This window comes from Sphingomonas sp. (assembly GCF_019749955.1).
Classification (GTDB): Bacteria; Pseudomonadota; Alphaproteobacteria; order Sphingomonadales; family Sphingomonadaceae; genus Sphingomonas.
This window is the reverse complement of sequence record NZ_JAIEPC010000083.1, coordinates 1-17,058: the sequence shown is the minus strand read 5'-3', so window position 1 is coordinate 17,058 and position 17,058 is coordinate 1. Positions and strand designations below refer to the sequence as shown.

The following is a 17,058-nucleotide window of genomic DNA, read 5'->3' as shown; positions in this document are numbered from 1 at the left end:
GAATGTCGACCCGGCCCCATTTGGCCATGGTCTTGTCGACCATGTCGGCGACCTGTTCGGCATTGGCGACATTGGCACCATGCGCCATCGCTTCGCCGCCCGCCGCGACAATCTCCTCGACCACCCGTTCCGCCGGTTCAGATGATCCGCCGGTGCCGTCCGCGCTGCCGCCATAGTCGTTTACCACCACCTTGGCACCGCGCGCCGCCATTTGCAGCGCATGCTGCCGTCCCAGGCCATTGCCGGCGCCTGTGATGATGGCCACGCGTTGATCGAAACGGATCGTCATGAATTCTCTCCTGATGTCTGTTCTGGGGCGATATGCGCTGCCGCACGATGCCCGGTTCGATGTTATGCGGCGAACTGCATGCCCAGCCATTCAGCCACGAGCGCTGGTTTATCTTCGCCCTCTATCTCGATCGTCACGTCAAAGGTCGATACCCATTGGCCGGGCTTTTTCTCTTCCATCGATCGCAGGAAAAAGCGCCCGCGCAGACGCGACCCCGTCTTTACCGGCGCAATGAAGCGCACTTTGTCAAAACCATAGTTTAGGCCCATGGTGATGCCTTCCATCAACACCTCGGCCGAGGTGCAGAAGCCGCCGATCAGCGATAGCGTCAACAGCCCATGGGCAATCGTCCCGCCGAACGGGGTTAGTTTCGCCAGCTCGACATTGGTGTGGATTTCGACAGGATCGCGGGTCAGCGCCGCAAACTGGTTCACCATATCCTGGGTGACGGTCAGCCAGTCGGACACGCCGACTTCGGTGCCGACGATGGCTTTGATCGTTTCCCGATTATAGGTCGCCATGTTTCCGAAATCTCCCGCTTGATTTGCAACTGAACATATGTTCAGTGCAGCGCAGTGTCAATGTGACCGGGCCGCTCAGGCGGCTGACGAGCACGGGCCTTGGCCGGGAGAGGATGACGATGGCAAGCGACCTGTTTTCGATTGCGGGAAAGACCGCGCTGATCACCGGCGGATCGCGCGGCATCGGGGCGATGATCGCGCAGGCCTATGTCGCCGCTGGCGCGCGCGTCTATCTCGCGGCGCGTAAGGCCGATGAGATGGCGACCGTCATTGCGGGTGTCGACGGGCATTGCGTGCCGATTGTTGCCGATCTGGGGACAATGGATGGCGTGCGCGCCCTGGCCGAGAGTTTTGCCGCGCATGAGACGAAGCTTGATATCCTCGTCAACAATGCCGGTGCCACTTGGGGCGCGCCGATCGAGATCTTTCCCGAAAGCGGCTGGGACAAGGTGATGGACCTGAACGTCAAGGCGATGTTCTTCCTGACGCAGGCGCTGCTGCCACAGTTGCGCGCGGCTGCTACGCCGGGAAACCCGGCGCGGGTCATCAATATCTCGTCTGCCAATGCGCTGCGCTATTCGCATATGGATAACTTCTCCTATTCCACCAGCAAGGCCGCTGTGCTCGCGCTGACGCAGCATCTGTCGGCCCGGTTGGCGCCCGAGCATATCCTGGTCAATGCCATCGCGCCGGGGTTCTTCCCCAGCAAGATGACCGATTTCCTGCTTGCCGACCCTGAGACGCGCGGGCGGGCAGAAGCGGTCGTCCCGGTCAAGCGGATCGGCGAGCCGGACGATATTGGTGGCACCGCCATCTATCTGGCCTCGCGCGCGTCGCGGTACATGAGCGGCGCGTGTCTGGTGCTCGACGGCGGCGTGGTCGCCCAGGCCTGACGGGTGAGCGGAAGAAGGAAGCTTAGATGAGCCTGATGCCAACGCCATTGCCGGAGACCCAGCCCTATTGGGACGCCGCTGCGCAGGGAAAGCTGGCGATCCAGCGCTGCGGCGATTGCGCTCAATGCTATTTCCCGCCAGCCCCGGTCTGCCCGCATTGTACGTCGCGCAACGTCGTGTGGGAGGAGATGTCGGGCCGCGCCACGCTTTACAGCTATGTGATCACGCCCAGTCCCTGGCCGCTGTGGGAAGCAACGGGTCCGATGTCGGTGGCGACGATCGCGCTGGAGGAGGGGCCAAGGTTGTTGTCGACCGTCGTCGATTGCGAGCAGTCCCCCGCGACGCTCATCATCGACATGCCGCTGACCGCGACATGGCGCAAATTCGGGGACGGGCCGAAGCTCTTGTGCTTCTGCCCCGCCGAGGAGGCCGCGTGATGATCAAGCCCGGAAGCTTCGCCATCGTCGGTGCGGCGGAATCGACCGAGATCGGCACGGTGCCGCATCTGTCCTCGGTGGGCCTGGCGATTGATGGTGCCGTCAATGCGCTCAACGATGCGGGGCTGAAGGCATCGGATATCGACGGACTGACGGTCGGGCATCTCCCGGTCGGGAATATCGCTCAGCAACTGGGCATCTATCCCCGCTGGGTCGATGGCACCAGCATCGGCGGCTGCTCGTGGATTTATCACCTGCGCAGCGCCATCGCGGCGATCAACGCGGGTTATTGCTCGACCGTGCTGATCGTCTATGGCGAATCGGGACGCAGCCATGGCCGGCGTCCCTGCGCCTATGATGTGGTGCAGCCCGGATCGATCGAGCAGCAGTTCGACATTGCCTATGCCGGGGCCAATTTGTCGGCGACATTGTTCGGGCAGCCGCTCGTCCGCTACATGGCGACCCATGGCCTGACCGAGGCGCAGATCGCGATGGTGCCAGTCGTGCAGCGCGAATGGGCGGCGCAAAACCCGCGCGCGAAATTGAAGACGCCAACCAGTGTCGATGAAGTGCTTGCCTCGCCAATGATCGCGTGGCCGATCCGGCGGGCGATGACCTGCCTCGTCTCCGACGCGGGCGGGGCGATGGTGGTGACGTCGGCGGAACGTGCGCGGGATTTCCCGACCAAGCCCGTCTATGTGTTGGGCTCGGGTTCGGCGATGGAGAATGGCGGGTGCAGCCCGGCAGGTACGCGCAACCCGATGGAGCCTGACATGATCCGCACCTCGGGCCGTGATGCCTTTGCGTCGGCGGGCGTGACACATGCCGATATCGATCATCTGATGATCTATGACGCCTTTGCCTTCAATCCGATCTTCGGCCTTGAAGGCCTTGGCTTCGTGCCGGTGGGCGAATCCGGTCGCTTCATCGGGGAGGGGCATACTAGGCCCGGCGGCAAGCTGCCGATGAACACCAATGGCGGCGGTCTCGCTTATGCCCATTCGGGCGCGTACGGCATGTTGTGCATGTTGGAAGCCGTGCGCCAGATGCGCGGGGACGCAGCGGCGCAGGTGCCGGGGGCAAAGACGTCGCTGGTGCATGGCTGGGGCGGCTTCTGGTCGGCCTGCGCGACCGTGATCTTCTCGAACGAACGTCCATGAGCGCCGCCACACCATCGACGATCATGCTGGTGCATGGCGCTTGCCATGCCAGCTGGTGCTGGGACCGGGTCGTGCCGCTGCTACGCCAAGCGGGGCACCGCGTTGTCACGCCTGACCTGCCCGGACGGGGTGAACGGGGAAGGCCGGGTTGGCGCTGGACATTGAAAGCCTATGCCGACGCGATCATCGAAGATGCCCGGCAAACCGGCGGGTCGGTGATTGCGGTTGGCCATTCAATGGGCGGACCCGTTATTTCGGCAGCGGCGGAAGCCGCGCCCGAGCTGTTCGAACGGCTGGTCTATGTATCGGCCTTCCTGCCGGTCGATGGCGACAGCCTGGCCTCGATTGCGGCGATGGACAAGGAGTCGGACCTGCCTGGGGCCAGCAGCGTTGCCTGGCTGAAAGGCGTCGTCACCATCAACGCTGATCGGCTGAAGCCCGTCTATTATGGCGATTGCAGCGATGCTGATCTCGATTGGGTGCGGCCGCGCCTGGTCCCGGAATCGCTGCGGCCATCGATCACCAAAGTGCGGCTGGGCGACAATTTCCAGTCGGTCCCGCGGTCCTATATCCGCTGTACCCAGGATCGCGGGCTGTCGATCCAGATGCAGGATCGCCTGATCGCCCGCCAGCCCTGCCAGCATGTCGCCACGCTCGAAGCGTCGCATTCGCCGTTTTTGTCGATGCCTGATCAGTTCGTGAAAGCGCTGCTGTCGGTGATCTGATCCGTTCAAATCCATTGGAGTCGATTATGAGCCAGATACGTCTTGCCCAGTTTGTCAGCCGCGCGGCGCGGATGTTTCCTGATCGGCAAGCGATCCGTTTCGAAGGCCGCGCGCAGACCTGGCGCGAGCTCAACAGGGCGACTGAGGAATTGGCCGGCGGGTTTCGCCGCGTGGGTGTTGCGGCGGGGCACCGCGTCGCGATCCTGGCGCTCAACAGCGATCGCTATGTCGAGTGCCTGTACGCCATCTGGCGATTATCGGCGGTGGCGGTGCCGCTCAACACGCGCTGGTCGAAAGACGAGATCGATTATGCGCTGAAAGACAGCGGTCCGAGGGTGATCGTGGTTGATGACGTCTTCGGCGCGCTCATTGCCGATCTGAGGGCAGGGGGCGATGACGTACCCGTCGTCCATATCGGCGATGGCGATCCGGCACTGAGCGCGATCAGCTATAAAGCGCTGCGTCGCGACGTGGAGCCGGTGTCGGCGCTTGGCGGCGGCGGCGAGGACATAGCGGGCATTTTCTATACCGGCGGCACCACCGGGCACCCAAAGGGCGTGATGCTGTGTCACACCGGCCTGGTGTGCTCCTTGCTTGCAGGGCAGCTTGGCGATGAAGAACCGGCGACCGACATCGCGATTCTTTGCGTTTTGCCGATGTTCCATTTGGCGGGCGCGCAGCTTGCGGTGGCGTCGGCGATCATCGGACGACAACTGATCATGCAGCCAATTTTTGATCCCGGCGCGATCATTGATTGCGTGGTTCAGGACCGGATCGACACGCTCAGTCTGGTGCCCGCCATGTGGGGGATGCTGATTGCGCACCCAAAGGCCGAGGGTGCCGACCTGTCGAGCCTCAGAAACGCGCTCTACGGGGCCTCGCCAATGCCCGAAGGCACGCTGCGTCGCTTGATCGCGCGGTTGCCGCAGGCGCGCTTCGCGCAGGGCTATGGCCAGACCGAAACCAGCGGTGTGTGTACTTTGCTCGGGCCCAATGATCATGACCCGGATGGCCCCCACGCGGCGCGCCTGAAATCGGCCGGCCAGCCGACGTTGTTCGCCGAAATACGCATTGTTGGTGAAGACGGACAGGATCAGCCGTCCGGTACGGTGGGTGAAATCGCCATCCGCAGTTCGGGCAACATGATCGGCTATTGGAACCGGCCCGAGGAAACCGCCGCGACGTTGAAGGACGGCTGGATCATGTCGGGCGATGCGGGCTTCCTGGACACCGACGGCTATCTGTTCATCGTTGATCGGACCAAGGACATGATCATTTCCGGCGGGGAAAATGTCTATTCGGCCGAAACCGAAAGCGCGCTCAGCCTGCACCCGGATGTGCTGGAATGCGCCGTGATCGGCATCCCTGACGAAAAATGGGGGGAGCGCGTCCATGCCATCGTCCGGCCAAAGCCCGGCGCACAAGCGACCACTGATGACCTGATCGCCCACTGCAAGGCGAAGATCGCGGGCTTCAAATGCCCGCAATCAGTTGAATTTCGCGAAGCGCCATTCCCGATTTCCGCCACTGGCAAAGTGCTGAAACGCGACCTGCGGGCACCCTATTGGGCAGGCCATGGGCGCAATGTGAACTGAACGGCGGTTACGGGGCGCGGTTCAGCGCTCTGCCCATTGTTTCGCGATATCCTGCATTGCCTGCGCATAGCCGACCTGCGGGGACCAGCTGAGCTCTGCCCGAATGCGCGACGAATCGATCCGGTTGTCGAAGCCGACCAGATTGAGTCCTTCCATCGACGGCAGGTTCGGGTCTTTGGGTTCGACCAGATTGGCCGGGTCTTCGTTGGCATTGACCATCGCCAGCGCGTCAGCGAGCGGGATGACGGGTGGCGGCGGCTTGCCTGCGACCGCTGCCATATCGTCAAAAAAGCGCCGCCACGGCACGCTATTTTCATCGCACACATTATAGGTCCGGCCAATCGCTTCGTGCCGCGTGCCCGCCAGAAACAGGGCGTCGGCGAGGTTCTCGACATAGACGAGCCCTGCATCGTTGCGTGTCGCATCGCCAAACACCGCGCCGCCGGTGGCTGCAATCGCCTCGATCAGCCGGTCGCCCCAGGCGCTCGCGCCGCCCAGCCCATAGACATTGGCCGGGCGCACGAGAGTGAGTGGCATGCCGGTAGTCGCCGCAATTTCCAGCGCGACCTCCTCCTGACCCTGCTTGGCGCGGCCGTAGGCGCCTGCCCAGGGGCCGTGACCGTCGTCTTCGCGGCACATCTGCGTCTGGATCAGCGTGCCATAGACCGCGATCGAAGAGGCAACGACCACGCGCGCGCCCTGCGCCGCCATGGCCTGACACAGGTTGCGGGTGCCCTCGGCAATCACATCCCATTGCCATTGATATCGCCCGGCGACCCCGACCGGGGCGGCGAGATGGATGGCAAGGTCGCATTCGCGTGCCGCGCCTGCCACAGCCGCTGCGTCGCCCAGATCGCCATGGGCCATCCGCACCGGGCCGGACCAGCTGGCAATCGGCGCTTCGCCGGGCAGCGAGAAGCTGGTGACATCCCAGCCCGCATCCAGAAAGCGCTGGACGACGCGCCGCCCGATAAAGCCCGGACCGCCGGTGACCAATACGCGCATCAGGCGATTTCTATCAGCCCCGCAGCGCCCATGCCTGCGCCGACACACATGGTGACGACCGCATATTTCACCCCGCGCCGCTTGCCCTCAATGAGGACGTGGCCGACCCCGCGCGCGCCGGTCATGCCATATGGATGACCGATCGAGATCGCGCCGCCATTGACGTTGTAGATGGCGGGATCGATGCCGAGCTTGTCGCGGCTGTACAGGCACTGGCTGGCAAAGGCTTCGTTCAGTTCCCACAAGCCAATGTCGCTGACCTTCAGGCCGTGGCGTTCGAGCAGGCGGGGGACGGCGAAGATCGGGCCGATGCCCATTTCGTCGGGCTCGCAGCCAGCGGCGGCAAAGCCCCGGAACCAGCCCATTGGCGTGATGCCGCGCTTGGCGGCGAGATCGCCGGCCATCAGGATCACCGTGCTCGATCCGTCGGATTGCTGGCTGGCATTGCCGGCAGTGACATATTTGCCCTCGGCCATCGTCATCCCGCTCTTGAGCACCGGCTTCAGTCCGGCGAGCGATTCGAGTGTCGTTTCAGGGCGGTTGCATTCGTCGCGGTCGACCATCACCTCGGCCTCGCTGATCTGGCCGGTCGCCTTGTCGACCTTCTTCCAAATCGCCTTCAGCGGCACGATTTCGTCGTCGAACTTGCCATTGGCCTGCGCGGCGGCGGTGCGCTGCTGGCTTTCCAGCGCGTACTGATCCTGGGCCTCACGGCTGACGTTATAGCGCTCGGCGACGATCTCGGCGGTCTCAATCATGCTCATCCACAGCGCGGGATGGCTGGCGGCAAGGCCCGCTTCGGTCGCGCCGTGCATGTTCATCTTGCCCGACAGCTGGACCATCGAGATCGACTCGACCCCGCCCGCTGCCATCACCGGCACGCCTTCATCGCGGATACGCGACGCCGCCATCGCGATCGACTGGAGCCCCGATGAACAATAGCGATTGATGACCACGCCGCTGGTCGTGACCGGGCAACCCGCCTTGATCGCGGCGTTGCGGGCGATGTTGAAGCCCGTTGCCCCTTCAGGCATGCCGCTGCCCAGGATGACATCCTCGACCTCGGCCGGATCGATCCCGGCGCGCTCGATCGCATGGCGCAGCGTGTGGCCCGCCAGGATGATGGGGTGGGTGTCGTTGAAGCTGCCGCGCACCGATTTGGCCATCGCGGTGCGGGCGGTCGAAATGATCGCAACGTCGGTCATGCTATCCCCTCCAGAAGTTTGCGCACGCGCTATACATTTGTTCAGCGTTGCGCAAGACCGGTGATAGTTGCTAGACACGCTTCATGGCACAAGAAAACACCGCGAACGTCGTCGAATTGTCAAAAGGCAAGCTGCGCCTCATCAAGGTTGCCATGGCGCTGTTCGCGGAAAAAGGGTTCGACGGAGTCACCGTCCGGGACATCTCAACCGCAGCGGAAGTGTCGGTCGGCCTGATCAATCATCATTTCGGGTCCAAGGACGGGTTGCGCGAGGCGGTTGATCGTTATTTTATCGCGCAATTCGAAGAGGTTCTGTTCGAGCAGAATGTTTACGATGGTGTTGAAAAGCCAGCCGATCTTGACAGCGTAACTGACCGTACCGAGGCCTGGATCGCCCGCCATATCGATGATTGGGATTTGACCAAAGCCTATATGCGGCGCGCCTTGCTGGAAGGAAGCGACTGGGGGGCGGGGCTATTCGAGCGCTTCTATCAGGTCCAGCGCACGACAATGGACCGGATGGATGCCGAAGGCCATATGCGCGCCGATGTCGACCGGCTGTGGCTGCCGCTATTGGTCGTTTATATGGAACTCGGCACCTTGCTGCTTGAACCCTTTGTCGAACGGGTGCTGGGTAAGTCGGGCTTTGACCGCGCGCTGTGGCGCCGGCGGCATCGCGCTTATGCCGATCTGCTGTATCGTGGCGTGCGACCAGACCCAAAAAACTGAACACTTGCTCAGTCGAGCCAAAATCGCTTATGCTTCTGGCGAAGCGGTTTGGGGGAGACATGATGCGGATCGCCGATATTGCGCGTGCGGGCAGGGCGCGATTCACGCGCCAGATGGCCTGTACCCGGATTCATGATCTTCTGGCGAGCCACGCCGCCGCCATTGGCACTGCCGAGGCGGCAGTCGATGGCGATGTCCGGCTCAGCTATGCGATGCTCGCAGAGCAGGTCGATGGCATCGCCAAGGCGCTGATCGCACAAGGCATCGCGCCGGGCGACCGGGTTGCGACGCTGGCGCCCTCATCGCTCGACTTCTGGGTGACGATGCTGGCGACGGCGTCGATTGGTGCCGTGTGGATGGGACTGAACCCGCGCTATCAGGGGCCGGAATATGCCTATCTTCTAGACGATGCGACGCCGAGGCTGGTGTTCGCGCGCGACCATTATGACGGGCGCGACTATCTCGATGAATTGCAACAGCTCGGGCCGAATGTCGCGAGCTATGTTGCGCTAGGCGAAACGTGCGGTCGGGCACTGGTATTTGCTGACTTTGTCGAGGCCGGGTGCCGGGTTAGCGATGCCGATCTCGCCGCGCGGCGGGCGGCGGTCGACCCCGAAGATATCGCGGTCATCGTCTATACGTCGGGCACCACGGGCAAGCCCAAGGGCGCGATGTTATCGCACCGCGCCGTCATGGCGGCGGCGCTCGCCAATCTCAGCTGGATGCAGGACGGGCTGCAATCGACCCTCAACGTTGCCCCGACCAACCATGTCGGCGCGATCAACAATGTCTGCATGAGTGTGTTCGCTTATGGCGGGAAGATCGTCTTTCACCACCGTGTTGACCTGGAAGCGATCGCCGCGCTGACCGAGCGCGAGCAGCTGACCTATCTGGTCGGCAGCCCGACCGCCTTTGCAATGTTCGCAGCAATGCCGGGGCGGGGTCTGCAGCGTCTTGGCAATTACAAGCTGATCGTGTTTGGCGGCGGATCGACGGCAGAGGCGTTGTTGAAGCCCGTCGCCGAGCTCGGCATTCCCATGTCGACCGTTTATGGCCAGACCGAAACCTGCGGTATCGTCACCGCATCTGATTTCGACGCGACGACGGCAGTGATGGCGGAGACGATCGGCAAGCCCTTACCGTTTGCGGACATGCGCATCTCCCGCGCCGACGGCAGCATTGCCGATATCGGCGAGAGCGGCGAAATCCAGATCAAGGGGCCCTATTGCATGACGGGCTATTTCAACCGGCCCGAGGCGACGGCGGAGGCATTTACCGCCGATGGTTATCTGCGCACCGGCGACATCGGGGTTGAGCGCGCGGACGGCAATTACAGCTTCGTCGGTCGCTTGAAGGAAATGTACAAATCGGGCGGCTACAACATCTACCCGGTTGAAATCGAACTGGCGCTTGTTGAGCATCCATCCGTGCATATGGCGGCGGTGCTGCCGGTGCCGCACGCCGTGTTCCAGGAAGTCGGCCATGCCTTCATCGCGACCAGCGACCCGGCACTGGACGAAGACGCGTTGAAGGAATTTCTTCGCCCCCGCCTCGCCAATTATAAACTGCCCAAGACATTCAGCTTCGCGGCCGAATTGCCGCTATTGCCGAATTCGAAGGTCGACAAACAGGCGCTCAAAGCGCGCCTTGCGGAGCAAGTTGCGGCATGAGCATTGATCCCAATCCCGATGGCGATTTCCGCATCGTGCGCGACGGGGCGATCGCCACGATCACGCTCGATCGCCCCGCCAAGCGCAACGCGCTGACCCCCGCGTCGCTGGGGCAATTGGAAAAGCTGGCCGAAGGGTTTCGCGATGAACCCGATATCCGTGCGGTCATCATCCGTGCTGAAGGCGACCATTTTAGCGTCGGGGCCGATATTTCGGCGATGGGTGGCGCACCACAGCCGACAGTCCAGATCAGGCGTTCCGCCGAACAGGGCGCGCGGCTGATGCGGGCGATCCGGGAGATCCATCAGCCAACAATTTGTGTGGTGCAGGGCATCGCCACCGGGGCGGCGACCTGCATTGCCAGCGCGTGTGATTTCCGGATCGCGACCACCACCACGCGAATGGGCTATGGCGAGGTGAAGCTGGGCATCAACCTGATGTGGAACGCCTTGCCGCTCGCGGTCGAACTGGTCGGGCCGGCGCGGGCGAAGAGGTTGGTCATGTCGGGTGATTTGATCGATGCCGAAACGCTTCACGGATGGGGCTTTGTCGACGAGATCGTCGCGACAGATGCGCGCGACGCTGTGGCGCTGACGATGGCCCAAAAATATGCCGCGCTGCCGCCCATTGCGGTGCAGATGATCAAGCGCAGCGTCAACGCATTGTCGGGCGCGCTGAGCGCATCGATCATGCATGCCGACGCCGACCAATGGCTGCTTGGGACGCGAACCGACGATTTCGTCGAGGCGATCAATGCTTTTCAGGAGAAGCGGCCCGGCGATTTTTCAGGGCGTTAGCATCGAACAATTGATCAGCTTAATCTTGCCAATCGCTGAACATATGTTTAGTACGAATTTGCTCAGGCGCAGTCGCCTGAAAAGACCCCGCATCAAGGCGGGGCTGATGGCCGTTGGAGGGGATTATATGATCGGATCGAATGTTCGTCGCGTCGCGCTGCTGGGCGGGCTCAGTGCGATTGCGCTGCTGGCCGCCCCGGCGGCCGCGCAGAAAGCCGCACCCGGCGCGGCACAGTCCGGGCCGGAGCAGGCCCCGGCGGCCAATGCTGCCGACCAGGAGGCCGACGTCGTTGTCACCGCACAGAAGCGCGAGCAGAATCTGTCCGATGTGCCCGCCGCGATCCAGGCGATCAGCGGCGATACGCTGGAACGGCGCGGCACCAAAGACCTGACGCAGTTGGTCGAATTCATTCCCGGCGCGTCGATCGTATCGAAGGCGGCGCCCGGTTTCGAAACGATTCAGATCCGTGGCATCAGCTCGGGCACCGTGGGCGATGCGACCGTCGGCTATTATATCGACGACGTCATTTTCAGTATTCCGAACCTGCAATTGGCACCACCATCGCGCCTCATCAATCTGGAGCGGACCGAAATCCTGCGCGGGCCGCAGGGGACACTTTATGGCAATGGCGCGATGGGCGGCCTGATCCGGCTGGTTACCACCAAGCCGAACACCACGAAATTTACCGCAAAGGGCCAGGGCGAGGTATCGTTCACGGATGGCGGTGGCACCAACTATGCAGGGGACGCCGCGTTCAACTTCCCGCTGGCGACCGACAAGGCAGCGCTCGGTGTCTCGGGCGGCTATGAAAGGCTGAGCGGCTTTGCCGACGGCGCGCTCGGCAACAATCTGAACGGCATCGAAAGCTGGAACATTCGCGGCAAACTGTTCCTCAAGCCGACCGACAATCTCGATGTAAATCTGTCGATCTGGCACATCAACAATCATCAGGACTACAGCAATAACCTGTTGCGGGTCGATCCGCCGCGCGTGCACGAACCCTTTGGGATCACGCCCTTTATCGACACGGTTGCGACCTTCTATTCGGGTTCGGTCAAATGGGATCTGGGCACGGTGTCGCTCGAAAGTGGCACCTCTTACATCGATCACAAGCTGCGGATCGACAGCGTCGTGAATTCTCCATTGGCCGTTGCCCCGGGCGTTGTTCTTCCGGTGGGCATTCGTAACAATAGCACCTTTGCCACGAGCTCGTTCAATCAGGAACTTCGGCTGGTTTCGCAGGGCAGTGGTCCGTTCAGCTGGATTGTCGGCGGCCTTTACACCAACGCCACGATCAGATCGGACATCGACGTCAATATTCGCGGGCTGGGGCCTGCCATTCCGTTCCTCAATGTGGTTGGCGCACCCCTCAAAACCGAGAGCTTCGCGTTCTTCGGGGAAGCGTCTTACAGCCTGTTTGACGGCAAGCTGATTCCGCTGATCGGCTTGCGTTACTTCAACGACGTTCGCACCGCGTCTGGGCCGACGACCTTTGGCGGGGTTACGAGAGTTGATAGCGGACGGGGCAATTTCGATGCGCTCAGCCCGCGCTTCAACCTGACCTACAAACCGAGCGACGATGCCCTGATCTATATCAACGTCGCGCGCGGCTTCCGTTCTGGTACCATTCAGACGGGCGCTCAGGCGCAGTTGGGCCAGTTGAGCGGCGTTACCACTGGCGTCATCATCAATCCGGACAGCTTGTGGACCTATGAAATCGGCACCAAGCTAAAACTGCCCGCCGGCTTCTACTTCGACGGATCCTTCTATTACACCGACTGGACCAACATCCAGATTCCGTTCAACACGCCCTTCGGTCTCCCTTCGGTCGTCAATGGCGGTAACGCGCGTATCTATGGTGTTGACCTCGGGCTGAACTGGCGCACGCCGCTGCGTGGGCTGACCTTGCAGGGGGTCGTAAACTTCAACAATTCGACTTTCCAAAACATCAATCCACAGCTGACGGCGGTGTCGCCGACGGCACGGAACGGGTCGCAACTGCCGGGCGTCCCGAAGAACAACTATTCGGTCGGCGCGACCTATTCGGGCAAGATTGCCGAAAGTCTCAATTTCAATTTCTACGGTGCCTATTCCTTCCGCAATCGCCAGCAGGATCTGGCGAGCGGGCTGTTCGGTGGGCAGATCGAAAATCTCACGCTGCGTGCGGGCCTCGAGATCAAGAGGCTAAGATTTGACATTTTTGCCGACAATATCACCAACGAAAAGGGGCCAATCCTGTTCACGCCAACGGCGCAGCAGGCGGTGTATCCTCGGCGGATCGGCCTGTCGGTAACGATGAAATATTGAACTGATCGGGCTCCCCTGGTGTCGCAGCGATAGATTGCACTGCGACATTGGGGGGCTTGGCCGGTTTTGGTTCGCTGTCGGTCGTGATTCAACGGCACGATCAATCAGGCGTGCGATCCCTTCAGTGGCGGCGCATCCAGCAGATCAGTTGGCTGTTGACTTGATCAGTCGCTTCGCGGTGCAGGAAGTGGCCAGCCCCGCTTATCGGCTCGACGCGTACGCTGCCGGGAAAGTCGGCGTCTCGCATTGAGGCTTCGAACACATCGGCGGAAATGCAGCCATCCTCCTCGCCGGTCAGTCCGAGCGTCGGCACCGCGAATGGACCTGCCAGCAAAGCCTGCGCCGCCTTGCCCGCATCGCTTACGGCATCGAACGCCAGCCGATAATAGCTGAGCGCTGCCGTGGCGACGCCGGGCTGCTGCATCGCGCGCCGCATCGGGTCGATATCGCCTTCCGCGAAGGACCAGCCGGGCGACCATTTGCGCCACAGGGTTTCGAGATAGGCGCAATTGTCGGCCACGATCATCGCATCCGCGTCGGGCGACATGAATTCCAGGATATAGGCGGAGCGCGCCTGCTGGGCAGGGACCGTCAGATAAGTCTCGGCGAAGCGGGCAGGGTGGGGGACGGCAAGGACGGCCAGCGATGCGATCCGGTCGGGCGCGAGGGCCGTCGCAGCAAAGGCGATCGTCGCGCCCCAATCATGGCCGACAAGATGCGCGGTGGTTTCACCCAGCGCGTCGATCCAGGCGATCACATCGGCGGCCAGCGCGGTCACGCGGTAGTCGCCATCATCGGGCTGCGACGACGGTTCATACCCGCGGAGCGACACTGCAACCGCACGAAAGCCGGCCTCGGCCAGTGCCGGCAGTTGGGCATTGAAGGTATCGCGCGTATCGGGGAATCCGTGGATCAGAATGACCAGCGGCCCCGTTCCCATCGCGCTCGCCGTAAAGCGCAACAGGCCGTTGCTGAGTGTTAGCGTTTCGGGCGTCATGCGGCCGCCGGACGTCGCGGATCGATCAAAATCTTGGCGTGGCTTTCGGGGTCTTCGAGCGCCACGAAAGCGGCGGCCACCTCGTCGAGGCTGACCTTGCCGGTCACCAAAGGTTGCCAGTTGAGCTTGCCCTCGGCGATCATCGTCAGCGCCTCGCCGAATTCTTCCGGCGAGTAATAGACCACGAATTGCAGGCCGATTTCTTTGGCGATGGCGATCATCGGGCTGAAGGTCTCTTCGCCCGGCGCAATGCCCGCCACGGTAATGTGCGCGCCCGGTGGGGCATCCTTGATCGTACGCGCGAGCACGCCCTTGGCACCGGTGCAGTCGAACACCGCGACGGGCTTGCCGGCGGCGACCTCTGCTGCTGCTGCAAAGGCCGATCGTTCGCGCGGATCGAGCATCAGCGATGCACCCATTGCCGATGCAAGATCACGCCGCTTGGGCGAGAAGTCGGCGGCGATGATCGTGGTGACGCCGCGCGCCTTCAGCACGGCGGCAACCGCCAGACCGATCGGCCCACAGCCCATGATAATGGTCGCATGGGCGTCGCCCGATACCGGCGACTTGGCGACGGCGTGGACCGCAATCGCCAGCGGCTCGACCAGCGCTGCCGCTTCATCGGGCACGCTGTCGGGCACCTTCATCAGCAGCGCTTCGGAGGCGAGGAAATATTCGGCATAGGCCCCGCCGACGTCGAGGCTGGCCCCGATCGACACCGGCGCGCCGTCGCGCAGCAGGAACGGGACGGAGACAACACGGTCGCCGACGCTCAGCGTCTGCGCGGTATCCGCACCGAAGCCGACGATTTCGCCGATGAACTCATGCCCCAGCACCAGCCCGCGCGACAAATCCTGCGGCGGCGCGCCCATTTCCTCGCCGATCTTGGCGATTTCCGCGCCGTGCTTGGCGAGGTGAAGGTCGGAGCCGCAAATCCCGCAATAGCGCGTCTGGATCAGGACATCGCCGGAACCCGGTTCAGGCATCGGCCGCTCTTCAACGGTCAGCGCGGCATCGCGCAGCACAACCGCGCGCATCATGCGCCGACCACAATCAGCTTGCTGCGATCGAGCCCGAGCGCATCGCAATAACCGCAGTAAATCTCCAGTGCGGCGCGCGCGTCGACGATGGAAATGATGTTGCCGTCATCGTCCAGGTTGATGTTGGCACCGTGCACCGCGAACCAGACGATGGTGTCGCCTTCCTGATCGGCGGGCGTGGTCAGCGTATGGACCGATCCCGCAGGCTCAAACAGATAGGAGCCCGGCGAATTCACCTCTTCGGGGCTCTCCGCATAACACCAGCGGCCCTGATGCGTGACGCCGTAAACCTGGCCCGTGTGAAAATGCTTCACCACCTTGTAATTGGCGGGCAGGCGCGTGTTGCTGATCCAGATGCCCTGGTTCAGATCGACGTGCAGCAGTTGCAGCGCGCTGCCGTCGCCAGCCTCGGCCCAGGGCAGGTCGCTCGCCCCGACGTGCAAGGTTTGCGTGTCGCTATGGGCGGGGACGATTGGGCGGGCGGCAACCTTGGCCGCGAATTCGGCCAAGGCGGTGGCGTGCGCCGGAGTCATGTCGGTCATTGGTCTCTCCGCTGGGGTCAGGCGAGGGCTGTGGCGAGGTCGGAATAGCGGCCCCGCGCAATCTGGAACGCGTCGGGCAAGTCGACTTTGCGCGGGTCGTACCAGGGCGAATAGGTCTTCGCCAGCCGCGGCAGGCCGCGCCGCCAGAAATGCGCGTTGAACTTCTTGCGCGCCGCGACGACCTCGGGCTCTTGAAAGCGCGCCATCGTCTCAGGGTCGGCGTCCTTCATCGTCTTGGCCAGCCGCGTGCCCCATTTGATGAAGTGCGATTGCGCCCACAGGCCGATGCGCAGCCGGTAGGGATAGCTGCCGACGATATGTTCATAGATGTCGAACGCGACGGTACGGTGCTCGATCTCCTCCATGATATGCCATTTGGCGAGATCGGCGAGCGGGCTGTCGGTGCGGTCGAACATGCCGGTTTCGAGCTGCGCACGCGACATCGCGCTGGTCATCGATTCGAACCCCTCGGCGTAAGCCAGGTTGAATTTCAGCGGCTTGTCCTTGCTGAAACTCTTGAATTCCGCGTCGAGCTCCAGCTCGATGGGTTTCAGCGCGGCAAAGCCGGGCACCAAGTCGCGGATCATGTCGTTGACGATCGCGTGTTGCTTGAAATGCTCGCCCTCCTGCGCGCAGAAGCGCTTCAGATCGTCTTTCAGCTCGGGTTCGCGGATATGCGGCAGTGCCTGGCGCATCGTGCGAATCAGATACGGCTCAAGATAGGGCAGCATCATCCAGGTGCCGAGGAAGGTGTAGGACGTATCGGGATCGTCCTTCACGAACACGCGCTCCATATCGGGCGTGAAGCCGAAATTCATCCGCCTGACGGTCATTGCCTGGGTAGCTTGTTCGCCCATCACAGCACCTCTCCACAGCGACCGGCGTTGCGGTCCTGATATCTTGTCACTAAACACTTGTTCAGCTAAAATCAACGTTCGATCGAGCCTGTGCCCCATTATCCCGGGGCGTGAGATCGTGTGGCGCGCCCGTTTGCCCGTTTTGCCGTATTCGGACCCGCCCAGCCATGACGAGGTAAGCTCAAGTCGATTGATCGGAGGTGTAGCGAATGTCTGCTGTCGGTTCTTCCCTCAAAGATTACACAGCAGCTACGGGCGCCAGCGGCTATGACGCCGTCTCCTGGTCGGC

Annotated in this window: 17 protein-coding genes; 9 read left to right on the top strand and 8 right to left on the bottom strand. The window is 62.5% G+C overall.

Annotated features, from left to right (window positions below; genetic code table 11):
- A partial coding sequence (locus K2W81_RS14080) for an SDR family NAD(P)-dependent oxidoreductase (protein ID WP_294105425.1) occupies nt 1–289 on the bottom strand: 289 nt, incomplete at its 3' end.
- Between the two features lie 62 nt (nt 290–351).
- On the bottom strand, nt 352–810 hold the full coding sequence (locus K2W81_RS14075; RefSeq protein WP_294105424.1) for a MaoC family dehydratase: 459 nt from the start codon (nt 808–810) through the stop codon (nt 352–354).
- A 119-nt stretch (nt 811–929) separates the two neighbouring features.
- On the opposite strand from K2W81_RS14075, the gene K2W81_RS14070 reads away from it, so the two are divergent.
- From K2W81_RS14070 to K2W81_RS14050, 5 genes are read left to right on the top strand one after another with little or no spacing between them, the layout of a single operon-like run.
- Complete coding sequence (locus K2W81_RS14070) at nt 930–1,703, top strand: SDR family oxidoreductase (protein WP_366932264.1); 774 nt, start codon at nt 930–932, stop codon at nt 1,701–1,703.
- Between the two features lie 26 nt (nt 1,704–1,729).
- Nucleotides 1,730–2,140, top strand: coding sequence for an OB-fold domain-containing protein (locus tag K2W81_RS14065; protein ID WP_294105422.1), 411 nt, complete (start codon nt 1,730–1,732; stop codon nt 2,138–2,140).
- Nucleotides 2,140–3,300, top strand: a complete 1,161-nt coding sequence (locus tag K2W81_RS14060; protein WP_294105421.1) for a thiolase — start codon at nt 2,140–2,142, stop codon at nt 3,298–3,300. The genes K2W81_RS14065 and K2W81_RS14060 overlap by 1 nt, the downstream gene beginning before the upstream one ends.
- Complete coding sequence (locus K2W81_RS14055; protein WP_294105419.1) at nt 3,297–4,025, top strand: alpha/beta fold hydrolase; 729 nt, start codon at nt 3,297–3,299, stop codon at nt 4,023–4,025. Before K2W81_RS14060 ends, K2W81_RS14055 begins: the two co-directional genes overlap by 4 nt.
- 26 nt (nt 4,026–4,051) lie before the next feature.
- Nucleotides 4,052–5,620, top strand: a complete 1,569-nt coding sequence (locus K2W81_RS14050) for a long-chain-fatty-acid--CoA ligase (RefSeq protein ID WP_294105418.1) — start codon at nt 4,052–4,054, stop codon at nt 5,618–5,620.
- A 21-nt stretch (nt 5,621–5,641) separates the two neighbouring features.
- On the opposite strand, the gene K2W81_RS14045 is transcribed toward K2W81_RS14050, so the two are convergent.
- Both K2W81_RS14045 and K2W81_RS14040 read right to left on the bottom strand, forming a co-directional pair.
- On the bottom strand, nt 5,642–6,625 hold the full coding sequence (locus K2W81_RS14045) for an NAD(P)-dependent oxidoreductase (RefSeq protein ID WP_294105417.1): 984 nt from the start codon (nt 6,623–6,625) through the stop codon (nt 5,642–5,644).
- A complete protein-coding gene (locus tag K2W81_RS14040) occupies nt 6,625–7,830 on the bottom strand; it encodes an acetyl-CoA C-acyltransferase (RefSeq protein ID WP_294105415.1) in 1,206 nt (401 codons plus the stop codon). Before K2W81_RS14040 ends, K2W81_RS14045 begins: the two co-directional genes overlap by 1 nt.
- A gap of 83 nt (nt 7,831–7,913) precedes the next feature.
- Here K2W81_RS14040 and K2W81_RS14035 point away from each other — a divergent pair, with 83 nt between their 5' ends.
- From K2W81_RS14035 to K2W81_RS14020, 4 genes are all read left to right on the top strand, one after another.
- Nucleotides 7,914–8,558: a TetR/AcrR family transcriptional regulator gene (locus K2W81_RS14035; RefSeq protein ID WP_294105413.1), complete on the top strand. Its 645-nt coding sequence runs from the start codon at nt 7,914–7,916 to the stop codon at nt 8,556–8,558.
- Nucleotides 8,559–8,620: 62 nt separating this feature from the next.
- Nucleotides 8,621–10,228 (top strand): class I adenylate-forming enzyme family protein, encoded by a 1,608-nt coding sequence (locus tag K2W81_RS14030; RefSeq protein ID WP_294105412.1) that lies wholly within the window; start codon nt 8,621–8,623, stop codon nt 10,226–10,228.
- Entirely contained in the window at nt 10,225–11,025 is an 801-nt protein-coding gene (locus tag K2W81_RS14025) for an enoyl-CoA hydratase/isomerase family protein (RefSeq protein ID WP_294105410.1), read from the top strand. The genes K2W81_RS14030 and K2W81_RS14025 overlap by 4 nt, the downstream gene beginning before the upstream one ends.
- A gap of 106 nt (nt 11,026–11,131) precedes the next feature.
- Nucleotides 11,132–13,333, top strand: coding sequence for a TonB-dependent receptor (locus tag K2W81_RS14020; RefSeq protein WP_294105409.1), 2,202 nt, complete (start codon nt 11,132–11,134; stop codon nt 13,331–13,333).
- 121 nt (nt 13,334–13,454) lie between these two features.
- Here K2W81_RS14020 and K2W81_RS14015 read toward each other — a convergent pair whose 3' ends face one another.
- The 4 genes from K2W81_RS14015 to K2W81_RS14000 are packed head-to-tail and all read right to left on the bottom strand — an operon-like array spanning nt 13,455 to nt 16,769.
- On the bottom strand, nt 13,455–14,330 hold the full coding sequence (locus tag K2W81_RS14015; RefSeq protein WP_294105407.1) for an alpha/beta hydrolase: 876 nt from the start codon (nt 14,328–14,330) through the stop codon (nt 13,455–13,457).
- A complete protein-coding gene (locus K2W81_RS14010; RefSeq protein ID WP_294105406.1) occupies nt 14,327–15,370 on the bottom strand; it encodes a zinc-binding dehydrogenase in 1,044 nt (347 codons plus the stop codon). The genes K2W81_RS14015 and K2W81_RS14010 overlap by 4 nt, the downstream gene beginning before the upstream one ends.
- Entirely contained in the window at nt 15,367–15,912 is a 546-nt protein-coding gene (locus K2W81_RS14005; protein ID WP_294105405.1) for a 2,4'-dihydroxyacetophenone dioxygenase family protein, read from the bottom strand. Before K2W81_RS14005 ends, K2W81_RS14010 begins: the two co-directional genes overlap by 4 nt.
- A 17-nt stretch (nt 15,913–15,929) precedes the next feature.
- A complete protein-coding gene (locus K2W81_RS14000; RefSeq protein WP_294105404.1) occupies nt 15,930–16,769 on the bottom strand; it encodes a metal-dependent hydrolase in 840 nt (279 codons plus the stop codon).
- Nucleotides 16,770–17,058: the final 289 nt, after the last annotated feature.

Coding starts and splice junctions, on each gene's coding strand:
- K2W81_RS14075 (WP_294105424.1), bottom strand. CDS start 810: ATGGCGACCTATAATCGGGAAACGATCAAAGCCATCGTCGGCACCGAA.
- K2W81_RS14070 (WP_366932264.1), top strand. CDS start 930: ATGGCAAGCGACCTGTTTTCGATTGCGGGAAAGACCGCGCTGATCACC.
- K2W81_RS14065 (WP_294105422.1), top strand. CDS start 1,730: ATGAGCCTGATGCCAACGCCATTGCCGGAGACCCAGCCCTATTGGGAC.
- K2W81_RS14060 (WP_294105421.1), top strand. CDS start 2,140: ATGATCAAGCCCGGAAGCTTCGCCATCGTCGGTGCGGCGGAATCGACC.
- K2W81_RS14055 (WP_294105419.1), top strand. CDS start 3,297: ATGAGCGCCGCCACACCATCGACGATCATGCTGGTGCATGGCGCTTGC.
- K2W81_RS14050 (WP_294105418.1), top strand. CDS start 4,052: ATGAGCCAGATACGTCTTGCCCAGTTTGTCAGCCGCGCGGCGCGGATG.
- K2W81_RS14045 (WP_294105417.1), bottom strand. CDS start 6,625: ATGCGCGTATTGGTCACCGGCGGTCCGGGCTTTATCGGGCGGCGCGTC.
- K2W81_RS14040 (WP_294105415.1), bottom strand. CDS start 7,830: ATGACCGACGTTGCGATCATTTCGACCGCCCGCACCGCGATGGCCAAA.
- K2W81_RS14035 (WP_294105413.1), top strand. CDS start 7,914: ATGGCACAAGAAAACACCGCGAACGTCGTCGAATTGTCAAAAGGCAAG.
- K2W81_RS14030 (WP_294105412.1), top strand. CDS start 8,621: ATGCGGATCGCCGATATTGCGCGTGCGGGCAGGGCGCGATTCACGCGC.
- K2W81_RS14025 (WP_294105410.1), top strand. CDS start 10,225: ATGAGCATTGATCCCAATCCCGATGGCGATTTCCGCATCGTGCGCGAC.
- K2W81_RS14020 (WP_294105409.1), top strand. CDS start 11,132: ATGGCCGTTGGAGGGGATTATATGATCGGATCGAATGTTCGTCGCGTC.
- K2W81_RS14015 (WP_294105407.1), bottom strand. CDS start 14,330: ATGACGCCCGAAACGCTAACACTCAGCAACGGCCTGTTGCGCTTTACG.
- K2W81_RS14010 (WP_294105406.1), bottom strand. CDS start 15,370: ATGATGCGCGCGGTTGTGCTGCGCGATGCCGCGCTGACCGTTGAAGAG.
- K2W81_RS14005 (WP_294105405.1), bottom strand. CDS start 15,912: ATGACCGACATGACTCCGGCGCACGCCACCGCCTTGGCCGAATTCGCG.
- K2W81_RS14000 (WP_294105404.1), bottom strand. CDS start 16,769: ATGGGCGAACAAGCTACCCAGGCAATGACCGTCAGGCGGATGAATTTC.